General features: G+C 35.7%; 9 protein-coding genes. 3 read left to right on the top strand and 6 right to left on the bottom strand.

The window, feature by feature from the left end:
- Positions 1 to 612: 612 nt before the first annotated feature.
- The gene (locus ACHRV3_RS01060) at positions 613 to 1,053 is read right to left on the bottom strand and encodes a hypothetical protein (protein ID WP_395434177.1); all 441 of its coding nucleotides are present in this window, start codon (positions 1,051 to 1,053) and stop codon (positions 613 to 615) included.
- A 274-nt stretch (positions 1,054 to 1,327) separates the two neighbouring features.
- Here ACHRV3_RS01060 and ACHRV3_RS01055 point away from each other — a divergent pair, with 274 nt between their 5' ends.
- The 3 genes from ACHRV3_RS01055 (at position 1,328) to ACHRV3_RS01045 (ending at position 6,398) form a co-directional block, all read left to right on the top strand.
- A complete protein-coding gene (locus ACHRV3_RS01055; protein WP_230001972.1) occupies positions 1,328 to 3,343 on the top strand; it encodes a hypothetical protein in 2,016 nt (671 codons plus the stop codon).
- Positions 3,344 to 3,421: 78 nt separating this feature from the next.
- Positions 3,422 to 5,569 (top strand): hypothetical protein, encoded by a 2,148-nt coding sequence (locus ACHRV3_RS01050; RefSeq protein ID WP_395434176.1) that lies wholly within the window; start codon positions 3,422 to 3,424, stop codon positions 5,567 to 5,569.
- Between the two features lie 4 nt (positions 5,570 to 5,573).
- Positions 5,574 to 6,398, top strand: a complete 825-nt coding sequence (locus ACHRV3_RS01045; protein WP_395434175.1) for an N-acetylmuramidase domain-containing protein — start codon at positions 5,574 to 5,576, stop codon at positions 6,396 to 6,398.
- Between the two features lie 59 nt (positions 6,399 to 6,457).
- Here the strand turns inward: ACHRV3_RS01045 and pheT are convergent, their stop codons facing one another.
- The 5 genes from pheT to ACHRV3_RS01020 form a co-directional block, all read right to left on the bottom strand.
- Complete coding sequence (gene pheT, locus ACHRV3_RS01040) at positions 6,458 to 8,878, bottom strand: phenylalanine--tRNA ligase subunit beta (RefSeq protein ID WP_047775272.1); 2,421 nt, start codon at positions 8,876 to 8,878, stop codon at positions 6,458 to 6,460.
- A gap of 192 nt (positions 8,879 to 9,070) precedes the next feature.
- On the bottom strand, positions 9,071 to 9,934 hold the full coding sequence (locus ACHRV3_RS01035; RefSeq protein ID WP_047775270.1) for a bestrophin family protein: 864 nt from the start codon (positions 9,932 to 9,934) through the stop codon (positions 9,071 to 9,073).
- 27 nt (positions 9,935 to 9,961) lie between these two features.
- Positions 9,962 to 11,272 (bottom strand): TolC family protein, encoded by a 1,311-nt coding sequence (locus ACHRV3_RS01030; RefSeq protein WP_395434174.1) that lies wholly within the window; start codon positions 11,270 to 11,272, stop codon positions 9,962 to 9,964.
- A 68-nt stretch (positions 11,273 to 11,340) separates the two neighbouring features.
- Positions 11,341 to 14,436, bottom strand: coding sequence for an efflux RND transporter permease subunit (locus ACHRV3_RS01025; protein ID WP_395434173.1), 3,096 nt, complete (start codon positions 14,434 to 14,436; stop codon positions 11,341 to 11,343).
- Between the two features lie 76 nt (positions 14,437 to 14,512).
- Positions 14,513 to 15,571 carry an efflux RND transporter periplasmic adaptor subunit gene (locus ACHRV3_RS01020; protein ID WP_047775266.1) on the bottom strand — a complete coding sequence of 353 codons (1,059 nt, stop codon included), beginning with the start codon at positions 15,569 to 15,571 and terminating at the stop codon, positions 14,513 to 14,515.
- Between the last annotated feature and the right edge of the window lie 106 nt (positions 15,572 to 15,677).

Raw genomic sequence — 15,677 nt, 5'->3', positions numbered from 1 at the left:
AACAACTGTGTGCCAGAAAATTTAAAATAAAAACAACTAAACTAAAAATAGAGTCGTCTTGTTTGATTAAAAACCAGTTTATCGCTAACATAAAAGGCAGAAAAGGAACGTGAAAGACCAATATGCCTAAGATATACCAAAAAAAAACAGATTTTTTAAAGTTTAATATTTTGTCTGAATTAAAGATCTCTACCAAATAGAGACAGGCAAGTATCATCACTACTATAACTCCTATTGCAAAACTGTATGTAAACGAGTGATTCATATCTTCTTTGAAATATAAAATATTCAAAAAAAAGGAAACCACGAACAGCGCTAAAAATAGTATTGCAGAAATTCTGTTATCCCGCTTCAATAAAAGGCTTCTGAGTAATAGTATATAGGCCGAGAAACTAACGAACATGTAAAAATTATAAACATAATAGTTTAATAAACCTGTCCATTGTGTAAAAAAGTAGCCGACTATTTCAATTAGCACTGAAAACCAGATTAAAAGTACTAAAAATTTAGCTTTATTACTAGGAAGTTTATGCAACGAGATTAACCCGATGATTCCTGATAGCAAAGCTAAATAGACGATATAAGATCTTAAAAATTCAAACATAATTTTTTTTAGTAGGTTAGGCTAGGTGGTCTTCCTATGTTGCCATAATTCATTGGTTGAATGCTTTCTATGTCATGGGATTCCTCTTCTTCTACTGTAGAAGCAAAAGCTTGCATTTTGTTTGCACTCGATACTGAGCTTGCTTTTTTTCCAGTAGGAGCCAGAAAAAGTGTCGTCAGACCTGCTTTCTCGCCATGTTTTTCATCCTCCGGGTATACACCAAAATAGAATCGGATCCCGTCTACGTCATATCCGTTTTCAACTCCTTGTGTTTTAATATACTGTATGTAGCTTTCTAAAGCTTCCAGTGAATACCAAATGGCATTTGCATCGTCTTTTTTGGTTGATTTACGGATTATTTTCGCTCTTTTATGCGTGTAATTCGAATTCAGCTCCTTGGCAAATTCTCTCGTTATCAACTGATTGGGTTTTGAAGAAGGGTTTTTCATGTTTTTTAGTTTTAAAGTGTAATTAGTTAAAAAGTTATTAATTAAGGTTTTTGATATTCTTACGTACAAAATTATTTCAAATGACAAGATGCGACAAGGGGGAATTTACCCTTTTTTACGCAGGTAAATTTATTTAAAAATTTGGGCTAAAGCGCTGTTACAGGATAATTTCTAATGATACAATTTTACATCGTTCCTTTTTTCGAACAAATGAGTCAGGCGAAACTCAAAAAAAAGAGCCAATTAAAAATGTAAAACTTTAAATTATTTAATTATGTCACAACCAACACCTCTAGGTTACCCACATGCAGGAGCCGGAACAGTAGAAATCCTTTTAGAAAAAGAAGATGGAGCAGATTTTGCAGTCCTTTTTTCACCAGATCCCAACAATATGTTATTGAGAGACGCGGGATTACCAATGCAGTTTTATTATTATCCAAAAGCACCACGTCTGGCGAAACACCCTGACGGAAGATTCAAATTCTCTATGCAGGTTTTTAAATCAGAAGGAGATTCCTCAACCGTAATCGGTGCAGAAGGACTGGAAGAAGAAGCAGGAGCTTATACTACATTGACAAGCACTATAGATTTACCGGAAGCTTTATTAAAGAAAGCAATCGATAAATTGAAAACAAAGCTTCACACGAGCTATAACAATCAAAGAACTTCAAAACTTTTCGGATTGTTTTCTTTCCTAAAAGGCGTTGACAGAGATTTTAACGAAACAAACGTTAGACCTATACAGTTAACAGAGAACAAAATTGCCATGCATATAGTAGGAGAGAAGTCTCCAAACAATCCTTTTGGAGGGGCTAATCCATGGACATTTAATATTCAAGGAGAAGGAAACGGAAGTACTTTTGGACTTGGGGATAACGCATTGTCTGTATTAATGGGACGTAACAGTGCTTCATTAGTAAAAGGTGCTTTAGAAACAGGAACCAATAACCTGGTTGTCGAGAACAGTATCAAGTACAAAGGATACATGCCAACAACAACTATTAAAACTACTGTAGATGTCAAAAAAGTACACACTTATTTTTCTGCTAAAGTAAATGCCAGCTGGTCATTTGTTGATGTAAACTGGGAGCATGAGTATGAGAAAATCTTAACTCAAGGTGGAATCATCAGTGAAATCATCACAGACAACCAATTCTCTAACGAGGAAAGAAAAAAAGTAGAAGAAGCACTTTTAACCAAACAAAGAGATTTTGCTTTTCAAATGGTTCAAAAACAAATTTTTGATGCCCCTGAAAAACAATTTACTCCGGCATCTACACCGGAAAAACCAGGAGGATTCTTTAGAGTGCTATTTGGACTGGGCAGCGTAGGAGTAAGCTTAAAATCCGGAACTCAAATTAGAGAAGTAAAATTTACCGATGAAATTAAATTCTCTGCCATTGAAGTTTTAGATTCAAAAATCAGTGGAAATCTGACTCCTTTGACTTTAAAATCAGGAGCTGAAGCAAAAGCAGAACTAAAAAAATACATCACTGAGATTCAGCTTGATGAAGATTTTTCTAAAGTTCAGGTGATTGCATCTTTAAATGGTGGTTTGATTAAACTGGACAAAGACAGCGATATCGTAAACGACAGTCCAGTAAGCCAGGTTTCTATCGAAGTTGGTTATCCGGATTCAAAAGGAAAAATAATCTGGAAAAGTTCCGGAAGAATGATTGCACCTGAAGGTACTCCGTATGTGAAAAATACGAGCAAATCCGGTAAAGAAATTGACGCAATTTTCCCGGCAACTTGGAATGATAAATCCAAAGAGAAAAATGCTTTTGTCTTTGATTTTGTGAAAAACAATGGTTCGACCAAAATTAAAGTAAGACAAGAGGTAATGTATGAGAAAGACAAGAGAATCAAATTAAAAGACACCACCAGAGAGTTTGAATTTGAGGGAACCAAAGTGTTCGTACCACTACCGGTTATGAATATGATAAACTACACATTATCTACCGAAGAACTTTTTGAATGCGACACTTTGGAGGTTACTTTAAAAGTAGACAAAATGTCAAGCAAAAAATTCAAATTTACAGCCGACAATTTTGAAGACGCGATACCTTACAGAGCTTGGTATGAATTGGATTATACCATAAAACCAACCGAATACAAAGTAAAATATACTTGTAACGGTAAAATTGGTAAAAAAGCCAAAAAAGTAAGTATCTCTACGGATTATCAAAAAATTGATTATTTAGAAGGGGATGTTTTATTTGAAATCCCAACAGGAACTGCTGCTCAAAATGCGGACATAGAAAAAATCAGAGCGCCATTTATGGAATAGTTTTTTTTCTAAACAAACAAAGGGGACATTTTGTCCCTTTTGTTTTCTAAACCTAATTAATCATTAAAATGAAACATCATGCCAGATTTAAATACATTCAAACTTGAAGGAACAAAACTGGTTCCCACCAACAGATTCAACCTCGAACCGGCAAAACCCAGTGCTTCATTTACGGTGGCACCCAGTGTCAAAGTAGCTGATTTTAAAGTTATCGAACATCCTGTAATTCATTCGATAAACATAAGACCCGAAATCATCCTGATACCCTTGGATATTTATTTTCCATTGATTGAAAACGATACCGTAATAAACGAAAATTCAACTTTTAAAGATTATAACAATCCTGATATCACCTTGTTTTTTCCCGAAATAGAACTTACACCAAACAACAACACGGTGTTCTATTACGAAAACGTACTGGATAAATCCGGAAACAAAAGCGGGTTACTTGGTTATGTTACTTTGAAATACAACATCAAAAACAAACAAGTAAGCAGTAATCAGAGGAATATTGCTTTAAACTTAAGAGAAGCAATACTAAATCTGAAAGTAAACGGCGACCTGGTCAGAATCAATGGCGTAATTAATACCTTAACCAAAGAAATACAATTTGACCTAAAGGATGAAGCCGTAAAAATTGCTTATTTCAATCTCATCTCGCAAATTGAAAGCGCCAAATGTAATATCGATTTGTTCTTCGATTTTAAAGGATACTCCAAGTACAGAAGAAACCTTTTGTTTGCCAGAGATATTTCCTTAATCAACACTAAAATGGCGATCAAAAGTGATTTAGTGGCTCCTAAAACATTTTCAACAAAAGCAAATTTGATAAGCAGTCCTTTGCTTGTGAAAGCTGGACCTGCAAAAAGCATGATTTCAAGCAAATCCATTACCGAAATTCAAAGAGAGAATAATATCGACACTTCCATTCAGGCAGAATTGGTTAAAAGCACTTTTTTATTAAAGGTAAATAAAACCGTAGGGTATGCTGTTTCAAAAGAACCTACAACCAGTCTTTACAAAACAGCCGATGGAGGGTTTATTGTTAATCCTTTTAATCTGAATGAAGACTTTTCTCAGTTCAAACAAATATTTGTCGCTGGAATAAATTTCAGCAAACTTTCGATTTATAAATCGATGGTGCAACCCAATACCTTTTTACTGATTTCTAAAATGTACAGTCTTTCTAAAGATTTAGATACTTTAAAACCTTGCATTTCGACTATTTTTCATGCCTTTGAAGACGGCGTAGGTTCTTCGGAAGAAATCTCAAAAATTAGTTTCCAGTTTGCTATTGGCCCAAATCTTTCCGAATTTGATTTGGCCAAACTAAAAATAGCACTTTTAAACAACAATTTTATTGATGGAGACACGACCGATTATTTCAATAAAGTTCAGTTTCTTTTCCCAAATGATATTGAAGCCGAGTACGAGGTGAGCGGAAATTATTTCTTGCAAAAATCAGATATTAATGTAGACGGGAAACATTTTCTGTTCAATCTCTCTACTGAAAATCTGGCCGAAGCAAGTATAATGATCAACGCTTTGAACAACACCATATCACAGTTTGCTAATATTAATTTTAAACATAAAGAAATAAAAGACACCAGTGTCATTGAATTGAATATTGAAAAAACGATTGGAGAAATAATCGCTGCTTCGATAGATAATGATTTGAAGAAGATTCAAATTAAAAATCAGTCTTTTTCCAGTTGCAGACTCAATTCTATTCTTTTGGTTTACAATCAAAACGCAACGTATTTTAACAGCACCTTTTTCAATAGTTATCCGCAGTTAATCAGTAACGACAGCAAGGTTTTGGATAGTGCTGCTCTCAATCCCAGTAGCGCATCAGGGAATTTGGAAAACGTATTTTTTGATTTTGAAAACATTGAAAATATTAGCTCCGAATTCAATCAGATCGTTTCGCAATCTACAGACTACAATCGTTACATTCAGATCGAAATAAAAAAGCAGGCAGCGGCTACAAGTAAAATTACGGTAGAGTTAACGGTTCTGGAATCTGGAAGTAAATTCAGCATTGAACGCTTAAAATCGGAATTTTCGACTCCGATCCTCTTTAATTTTATTGTCAAAAATACAGGGGTAAATTCGACCCTTATTTCGTATAAAACAAATTATTTTGACAAAAACGACAATTTGGTAAAATCCAAAAATGAAGTTTTTGATTTCTCAACCTCTTCCAAAATAACGATAATCAAGTAAAGCCATGAGAACTATAAAATTTGGAGTAAAATCAAGTGAGGTCTATTACTTAAACGAATTACTCGCAAAACGCAATTACAGCGTCATCGTTTCAGACTATTTTGGCGTTGAAACGGATAAAGCAGTAAAGGATTTTCAGTTAAACAACAATCTGGTAGTCGATGGAATTGTGGGACTAAAAACCTGGTCAATGCTTTTAGAACAAAGTGATACCGGATCTTTATCCAACAACAAATTACTTTCGGAGCAAGATCTTATTGATTTCTCGAACGACCATAATCTTGAATTGGCAGTTGTTAAAGCGGTAAATCAGGTTGAAAGCAATGGCAAAGGTTTTCTGGTAGACGGGAGGCCAAAAATTCTGTTTGAAGGCCATGTTTTCTGGAGGGAATTAAAAAAGAGAGGCATCAATTGTCAAGCTTATGTCAATTCAAATACGGCCAATATTCTCTATCCTGCTTATACCAAAAAGTATTATGTGGGCGGAGAAGGCGAGTATACCCGTTTAGAAAAAGCGATGAATTTAAACTCGGATCCAGATTTTAGTGACGCTGCAAAGTGCTCGGCCTCTTGGGGGCTCTTTCAGGTTATGGGATTTAATGCTGTTTCTATCGGATATGCGAACATAAACGAATTTACAGAAAAAATGAATCTAAATGAAGGGGAACATTTAAAAGCTTTCGGGTTGTTTTTGAAAGAGAATAATCTGATTTCGGTTTTAAGAAACCAAAAATGGGCTGAATTTGCCCTTAAGTACAACGGTGAGGGATATAGAACAAACAAATACGATGAAAAACTAAAGAGTGCTTACGAGCGATTTGCGTCTTAAAAAAAATCCGACAGCTCTTTGAAAACTGTCGGATTTAATTATAGTAAGAAAGTTCTTTTTTATCTTAAACTTGCTCCAAGTTCGGTCTCAAATGCATGTTGCAATTTCGACATGATTTTATCAATCTGAACATCTGTAAGTGTCTTAGTATGATCCTGAATCGTAAAACTTAAAGCGTAAGATTTTTTACCTTCCGGAAGATTTTTACCTTCATAAACATCAAACAAATTCACATCTTTTAAAAGTGTTTTTTCCGTTTGTTTCGCCAAATTATAAACACTCTCGTACGTTGTTTTTTGATCGATTAACAAAGCCAAATCTCTACGAACTTCCGGATACTTTGGAATTTCGGTGTATTTGATTTTTCCGGTAATAATTTTCAATACCAAATCCCAGTTGAAATCAGCAAAATAAACATCTTGTTTGATTCCGAAATGTTTTAGGATCGGTTTTTTAATCACACCCATTTCAACTAATACATCATTATTGTAACAGATAGATGTTCCTTCAGAGAAGATATCAGACTGCACGGGATTATTAGATATTTTATCGATTCCTAAACGGGCTAAAATAGCTTTAACATATCCTTTCAATAAAAAGAAATCTGTAGCTTTTTGAGGGCTTGTCCAGCTTTCTTTATTTCTGTCTCCGGAAATGGATAGCGTTAAATGTTTGTGCTCCTCATAACCGTTAAGGAATTTATGATAGGTTTTTCCAAATTCAAACAATTTCAAATCAGAACTTTTTCTGTTGATGTTGTATGAAATCGCTTCCAAAGCAGAAAACAGCAAAGATTGACGCATAGTTGCCAAGTCACTACTTAACGGATTAAGCATGGTCACATTATGCTCTTCTTTTAACATAGCCGATAGTTTTGTATAAGCAGCTGTTGTTAAAGAATTGGCCATCATTTCATGAAAACCTTGCGAGTTCAATTGCGAACCGATTAAGTTCTGCACTTTGTAATCTTCTGTTCTTGGTGAGTTTGCAACCGTAGCATTAAACTTCTTCGAAAACTCGATATTGTTATAACCGTATACTCTTAAAATTTCTTCAATTACATCAATTTCACGTTGTACATCTACACGGTAAGCAGGAATCGTTAATCCCAAACCGGAATCAGAAACACTGTTTACTTTGATATCTAAAGAAACCAGTATTTTTTTGATCGTATCTTTTGGAATTTCCTGACCGATAATTTTATAAACATGACTAAAGTTCAATAAAACAGAAAAATCCTCTACCTTTTTAGGATACACTTCAATTACATCAGAGGTAATTTTTCCACCTGCAACTTCCTGAATCAAAAGAGCAGCACGTTTTAAAGCATATTCTGTAATAGTCGGATCAATTCCTCTTTCAAATCTAAAAGAAGCATCTGTGTTTAACTGATGTCTTTTGGCTGTCTTACGAACACTAACCGCATCAAAATAAGCACTTTCAAGGAAAATAGAAGTAGTTCCTTCAGAAACTCCTGATTTTTTTCCTCCAAAAACACCGGCAATGCAAAGTGGTCCTTTTTCATCGCAGATCATCAAATCTTCTGCATGCAATGTTCTTTCCACATCATCTAAGGTTGTAAATTTTGTACCCTCAGCCAATGTTTTTACACTTATTTTTCCGTTGACTTTTGCAGCATCAAAAGCGTGCAAAGGTTGTCCTAATTCATGTAAAACATAATTGGTAACGTCAACAATATTATTTTTTGGGGCTAATCCGATCGCTTTTAGACGATCTTGCAACCAGCTTGGAGATTCTCCAACAGTGATTCCCGAAATCGTAACACCACAATATCTTGGAGCTAAAAGAGGCTCTTCAACAACCACATCAATTTTAAGGGTACGCATATCCACTCTGAAATTGCTTACAGAAGGTGTAATTAATTCGATGTTTACGCCACGTTGCAACATTCCGGCTCTAAGATCACGCGCTGTTCCATAATGGCTCATGGCATCGGCACGGTTAGGTGTCAATCCAATTTCGAAAACTTCATCGCTTACGATATCAAAAACTTTAGAACCCGGAGTTCCAGGTACTAATTTTTCGTCTAAAACCATAATTCCGTCATGACTTGTGCCAAGACCTAATTCATCCTCTGCACAGATCATTCCGTGGCTTTCCTGTCCACGAATTTTTCCTTTTTTAATGGTGAATTCTCCACCGTCTTTATCATACAAAACTGTTCCGATAGTAGCAACTGCTACTTTTTGTCCGGCAGCAACATTAGCAGCTCCACAAACAATCTGTATAGGAGCTTCCAATCCGATATTTACAGTCGTAACGTTTAGTCTGTCAGCATCAGGATGTTTTTCACAGGTAAGCACGTGTCCTACAACAATTCCTTGTAAACCACCTTTAATGGATTCATATTTTTCAACAACTTCGACTTCCAGACCTAAATCTGTAAGTAATTCTGATGTTTGTTCAGAGGTCCAGTCTGTCTTAATGAATTGTTTTAACCAGTTGTAAGATATTTTCATGTTAACTTTTTTATTCTTGAATAAGGGTGTAAATATAAGGATTGATCAGCGGAGTTGGAAACAATTTTTTTGTTTTTTGCCGTATAAATTTACCTTTCAACGTTATAATGCTGCAACAAATTTAACACAAGCATTTTGTAATCTGTTTGTAATCTGTTTGTAATGAGTTGCTACGCTACTTTGTAAGGGGATTTAAATCAGTTCTTCCACGTGTTTTTTGATATTTTCCGAAATCTTTCTGATCGGTAAATCATTTTCATCATCACCAAAAGGATCTTCAATTTCTTCCGCAATAAGCTCTAAACTGGCTAAGACGTAAAAGATAAAAACAACCACCGGTGCTACATAATATCCTAAACTTACTGCATATCCAAAAGGCAATGTCATCGTATAAAAAAAGATGAATTTCTTGATGAAAGCACTGTAAGAGTAGGGGATAGGCGTGTTTTTGATGCGCTCGCAAGCACCACAAATATCGGTAAAAGATTGTAATTCCTCGTTTAAAATAATCAGCTGATCTCCTGTAATTTTTTTAGCATCATACAAATCATTGATTTTCTGATACATGATTCTTTTTACCTGATTCGGTTTGTGCTTTTGATGGTCAATTTCTAAATCTACATCTTCAAAAAGCTGTTTACCGGTATCCTCATTATTCAAATGCTTCTGCAAAACAGAAGCATAAGTTGGTATAATCTTACGGAAAAATTTCCTGTCGTTTTCTTCTTTTAAAATAGCGGAAAGTTTTATCGCTAAATTACGACTGTTGTTTACCAGTGCGCCCCAAAGCTTTCTGCCTTCCCACCAACGATCATAAGCTGTGTTGGTTCTGAAAACAAGCAATAGGGATATTACAAAACCAAGCATTCCATGCATAATAGGAATGTTCTGGATGTAGTCATTTTTGGTAACTTTAAAATATTCAAGTTCAACATATCCAACTGCTCCAGCGTAAACTCCGATGGCCAGCATAATTGGAAATAATTTTCGAACGGTATCTGATTTATGAAAATGAAAGATAAAAGAAAACCATTCTTTAGTATTATATGAAATCATTTAAGTTTGTTTTGAAACAAATTTAAATTAAAAATTCATATTTCCCGCCAATTCTTTTAGTGCAATTTCAGATAATTTTGCCTGATATTGGGCATTGCTGTAACGTACCTTTGCGTTTACATAATTAAGCTGAGCTGTTCTGAAATCAATGGTAGTGATCGTTCCGATTTTGAATTTATCCAGCGTAATCTCTAAGTTTTGTTTAGCGATTGCTTCGTTATTTTCCTCAAGACCAATCAATTCTAAATTGGTCAAATACGTCTGAAAAGCGGTACTTAACTGTGTATTCAAAACCATATTTTGCTGCTCGATGGCAATTTGAGAATTCTCAATCTGCAGTTTAGCTACTTTTTCATTTCGATGCTGATTAAAGCCGTCAAAAATATTCAACGTCGCATTAAAACCATAATTTAAACCTCGCGAAGAAGTAGCGCTGGTAAATCCTAAACTCGATTCACTTTCGTTAAAATTATAACCCGAAGTCAGCCTCACAATTGGATAACGATCAGCTTTGACTTGTTTCAATTGCAATTCGGCTATACGTTTGTTTATAACCTGCGCTTCTAATGCCGGATTCTGTTTTTGAGCTAAATCTACTAAGTCATTTAAAATCAATTTATTATCAACAGTAACCAAATCAGTTACTTTAAAATCTATTCTTGAATCACGTGCTAAATACTGGTTCAATAAAATTTTAGCGTTAGCATACGATTCTTTTTGTCTTAACAACGCCACCTGATCCGAATTTAAATCCACCTGCGCATTTAAAACCTCTAATTTTGAAGCTTTACCAATACTGAAACGATTTTTAGCTAAAGTTAATCTTTGATTGGAAATTACAATTGTCGTGTCCAATGCAGCCAATTGTTGTTGCTGCTGCACCAAGTCATAATAAGCCGAATTTACTTGTCCAATCTTAATTAAAATGGTTCTTTTAAGCTCTGAATCGCCCAGTTTTTGAAGTTCTTTTAACTGATCCAATTTCGCAAACATTTTCATTCCATCAAAGACCGTCCATCCCAGACTTACACCATAACTTAAGCTGTTGTTCTTCGCATTTTTCAAAGATGTTGAAGTTCCATCCTGACGTGTTTGTGATGAATTCTGAATGTTGTTGTTATCTGTAACCGAAGCTGTTGCGGTAGGTAACATTCCGGCGTTTCCGACCGTAACATTAGTCTCACTTATTTTCGTGTTGTTTTTGGCAATCTTAATTTCAAAGTTATTTTCCAAGGCTATTTTCATAGCATCTTCAATAGTTAAAACTTCCTGCGCTTGTACTTTTGTGAGGCAGAAGAAGCATACTAGCAGACTACTGAATAAAATTTTAGTACTCATATTTGTTTTTCTTTTGAAAGGAATTCACCAGCATAAATTTTTGCAATAGTGAATTCCTGACTAATAAATTATTTACTTTCTTTTTCGTATTCGTCAATATGATCAAACTCCGGATAGTGTTTTCGGGCCTTAGACCACATCAGGTAAATCGCCGGAATCACAAAAAGAGTTAGAGCCAAAGAGAAAATAGTTCCACCCACAATAACAATTCCCATTCCGATTCTACTCGTCGATGCTGCTCCAAGTGACATTGCAATTGGTAAAGCCCCTAAAGCAATCGCCAAACTTGTCATTAGAATTGGACGCAAACGCGCTTCTGATGCTTCTAAAATAGCTTCCAGCTTCGGTTTTCCCTGCTCTCTTAGCTGATTCGCAAATTCAACAATTAAAATACCGTTTTTAGTTACCAATCCAATAAGCATTACCGTTCCAATCTGGCTAAAAATATTCCAGGTTTGATTGAATAACCATAAAGAAAATAGGGCACCAGCAACAGCCATTGGCACTGTAAGGATGATGATAAGCGGATCGATAAAACTTTCAAACTGAGCAGCAAGAATCAAAAAGATTAACAGCAAAGCCAATCCAAACGCGAAAGAGGTATTGGAACTACTTTCGACAAAATCTCGTGATTCTCCACTTAAGTCAGTCGTAAAAGTATCATCTAAAACTTTAGCTTTAATCTGATCCATAGCCTGAATACCATCACTGATACTTTTGCCCGGCGCCAAACCTGCAGAAACAGTAGCCGACATATAACGGTTGTTGTGATACAATTGAGGTGGATTACTTTGTTCCTCTATATTCACAACATTGTCCATCTGAATAAGCTCTCCTTTGCTGTTTTTAACAAACATAGAAGTCAAATCCAGAGGCTTAGAACGGTCCTTCTGATCAAATTGACCAATAACCTGATATTGTTTTCCGTTTTTAATAAAATAACCAAAACGCTGACCACTTAAAGAAAGCTGTAAAGTCTGCGCAATATCGATAATAGAAATTCCTAAACTCTCGGCTTTGGCACGATCGATACTGACGTTGATTTCGGGTTTATTAAATTTCAAGTTCACGTCGGTAATAGAGAAAACATCGCTTTTACCCACTTCTTCCATAAACAAAGGAATTTTTTCTCTTAGTTTTTCGAAATTGGGTGCTTGAATAATATATTGAATCGGCAAACCTCCACGTCTGTTTACGGCAATAGTAGGTTGTTGAATCACAGATGTTTTAGCATCCGGATATTTTTTCGTCCATTTTGTTAATTTATCTGCAATGTCTTTTTGAGACAGTTTTCTTTCGTTTGGTTCTTTTAATGAAAGTCTGATAAAACCGGTGTTTGTTGCAGAAGCTCCAAAACCAGGTGCGGTTATCACCAAACTCACTTTTTTCTCCGGAATTGAGTCGTCTACCAATCTTGATATTTCCTGCATAAAACGGTCCGTGTACTCGTACGAAGAGCCTTCAGGAGTTGTCATACGCATGGTTACCGAGCTACGGTCGTCATAAGGAGCCGTTTCTTTTGGAAGTATCGTAAAAAACAAATAAATCAATCCAAAACAAGCAATTAGAATCGGGAAACTGATCCATTTTTTCGCCATAAATCGGTTTAAAGCATCCGCATAACCGCTGTTTAGCTTTTCGAAAAAAGGTTCTGTTCTAACATAGAATTTTGATTTTTTTTGTTCTCCACCTTTCATTAAATAAGCATTTAACATTGGCGTTAAAGTCAATGATACAAAGGCCGAAATTAATACGGCAGCACCAATTACAACTCCAAATTCCCTAAAGAGTCGGCCGACAAAGCCTTCCAGGAAAATTACAGGTAAAAACACAGCCGCCAAAGTCACCGAAATCGAAATTACAGCGTAGAAGATTTCGTTTGATCCTTTAATGGCCGCTTCAATAGGCGACATGCCTTCTTCGACTTTTTTGAAGATGTTTTCCGTTACCACAATTCCATCATCTACCACCAAACCTGTCGCCAAAACAATAGCTAAAAGAGTCAGTACATTGATTGAAAATCCAAAAAGCCACATGATAAAAAATGTCGCAATTAAAGACACCGGAATGTCAATTAAAGGACGGAATGCAATGGCCCAGTCTCTAAAAAACAGGTAAATAATAATAATTACCAGAATAATTGAAATCCCTAAAGTCTCCGCTACTTCAAGTACTGATTTCTTAACGAAAATAGTATTATCCAGCGCAATATTAAGTTTGATGTCTTTTGGAAGATCCTTTTTTAAGGCATCGTATTTTTTATAGAATTCAGCCGAAATATCCAGATAATTAGCCCCTGGCATCGGAACAATAGCCAAACCAATCATTGGAAGTCCTGATTGACTCAATTTTGTCTCTATGTTTTCCGGACCTAATTCGGCGCCACCAATGTCACTTAACCTGACAATGATATCACCGTCGGTACGGATAATGATATTGTTGAATTCTTCCGGTTTAGAGAGATTTCCAACCGTTTTTACTGTAAGTTCGGTGTTATTTCCGGTCAATTTTCCGGAAGGTAACTCCACATTTTGTGCGTTTAAAGCATTTCGAACTTCCGCTACTGTACAACCGTAAGCTGCCAGTTTTGCCGGATCTATCCACAAACGCATGGCGTATCGTTTTTGCCCCCAGATTTGCACACCACTAACTCCCGGAATCGTTTCTAAACGTTGTGAAATTACATTTTCCGCATAATCACTTAATTCCAACGCGCTTCGGGTATCACTCTGCACAGTCATCGAAATAATAGCATCACTATCGGCATCAGCCTTAGAAACTACGGGCGGAGCATCGATATCCTGCGGCAAACTTCTCACGGCCTGAGAAACCTTATCTCTTACATCATTTGCAGCCTCTTCCAGATCTTTGTCCAGATTAAACTCGATGGTAATGTTACTGCTTCCCTGATTACTGGAAGAAGTTATATTTCTGATTCCGTCAATGGCATTTACAGCTTTTTCAAGAGGTTCTGTGATTTGGGATTCAATAATATCAGCATTGGCTCCGGTATAATTGGTTCTGATCGAAACCTGTGCCGGATCAATGGAAGGAAATTCGCGAACACCCAGAAAAGTGTAACCAATAAAACCGAACAAAATAATCAAAAGATTCAGTACAATGGTTAAAACGGGTCTTCTTATACTAGTAGTAGATAAACTCATTATGATTTTTAGATTTTAGATTTTAAGTAGTTGGTTTTCGATTGTTACCTCATAAACCGATTTTCAAAATCTATAATTATTTTACTTTAACTTTTATTGGAGCCTCATTTTTTAATGACATCACACCGCTTGTCAGCAGCGTATCACCCGCTTTTAATCCGGATAAAATCAAAATCGAAGCATCTGTTCTTGTGGTAGCATCAACCATAACTTCTTTGGCTTTACCCATATTTGCGATATATACTTTTTTACCACTTTGAACAGGAACAATAGCTTCTGAAGGAACTACGATCGCATCTTTGATAATATTAAGAGGTAATTGCACATCTGCAAAAGTACCCGGCAAAAGTTTTCCGTCGATATTATCTGCAATGGCGCGAATTTGTAAAGTACGTGTCGCTACAGCCACTTCAGGTTCAATAGCGTATATTTTGGCTGTATAAACTTTTGTTGAGCCCGACACTGTAAAATCAATATTAGAGCCCGACACTACTTGTGAGGCATATTTTTCAGGAATTGAAAATGTAATTTTCAATTTCCCAGTATTCACTAATTTTGCCACCAATATAGTAGGAGTGATGTACGTTCCCGGAGAAATAGAACGCAAACCAATTTTTCCAGAGAAAGGAGCTTTTACAGCTGTTTTTGAAATCTGTGCTCTGATCAATTGGCTTTGAGCTTGCGCTGATGCATAATCTGCATTGGCAACATCAAATTCTTCCTGACTTATCGCTTCTTTTTGAAGTAATAATTTGGCTCTTCTTTCGTTTTCCGCTGCTAATTTTTCTCTGGTAACAGCTTGTCTTAATTGCGCTTTTAACTCAATATCATTTACCTTAAAAAGTACCTGACCTTTGTTTACGAAAGTACCTTCAGTAAAGTAAATATTCTCAACAATACCCGAGACTTCGCTTCGAATTTCTATTTGCTCATTGGCTTCAATAGATCCCGATAAGGACAGATTATTATCAAAAGTGGCCGTTTTTACCACTATTCCTGTTACGGTAGTTGGACTGTCTTTATCGCCGAATTTTTTAGATTCTTCGTTTTTACTTTTATTAGATACAACTCGGTAGGCAATAAACCCTCCAAGTCCGATAATCAGAAGGGCATAAACTAGGTTTTTTACTTTCATAAAATTGAGGTAAATAGATTTTTTGGGTAAGTGTTTTTAGTAAGTGTACAAATTTAACTTTTTGGAGCGAATCCAAATGGCGTTAGCTTTTATTTAACATTTGTAT

It is taken from the genome of Flavobacterium sp. FlaQc-49, from assembly GCF_044005985.1.
GTDB classification, from domain to species: Bacteria; Bacteroidota; Bacteroidia; order Flavobacteriales; family Flavobacteriaceae; genus Flavobacterium; species Flavobacterium cupriresistens.
Note: the sequence above shows the minus strand (reverse complement) of the source record. Positions and strands in the feature narration are given on the sequence as shown.

Bases quoted from the DNA above. Each gene is read 5' to 3' on its own strand.
- pheT (WP_047775272.1), bottom strand. From the start codon at position 8,878: ATGAAAATATCTTACAACTGGTTAAAACAATTCATTAAGACAGACTGG.
- ACHRV3_RS01060 (WP_395434177.1), bottom strand. From the start codon at position 1,053: ATGAAAAACCCTTCTTCAAAACCCAATCAGTTGATAACGAGAGAATTT.
- ACHRV3_RS01045 (WP_395434175.1), top strand. From the start codon at position 5,574: ATGAGAACTATAAAATTTGGAGTAAAATCAAGTGAGGTCTATTACTTA.
- ACHRV3_RS01035 (WP_047775270.1), bottom strand. From the start codon at position 9,934: ATGATTTCATATAATACTAAAGAATGGTTTTCTTTTATCTTTCATTTT.
- ACHRV3_RS01030 (WP_395434174.1), bottom strand. From the start codon at position 11,272: ATGAGTACTAAAATTTTATTCAGTAGTCTGCTAGTATGCTTCTTCTGC.
- ACHRV3_RS01050 (WP_395434176.1), top strand. From the start codon at position 3,422: ATGCCAGATTTAAATACATTCAAACTTGAAGGAACAAAACTGGTTCCC.
- ACHRV3_RS01020 (WP_047775266.1), bottom strand. From the start codon at position 15,571: ATGAAAGTAAAAAACCTAGTTTATGCCCTTCTGATTATCGGACTTGGA.
- ACHRV3_RS01055 (WP_230001972.1), top strand. From the start codon at position 1,328: ATGTCACAACCAACACCTCTAGGTTACCCACATGCAGGAGCCGGAACA.
- ACHRV3_RS01025 (WP_395434173.1), bottom strand. From the start codon at position 14,436: ATGAGTTTATCTACTACTAGTATAAGAAGACCCGTTTTAACCATTGTA.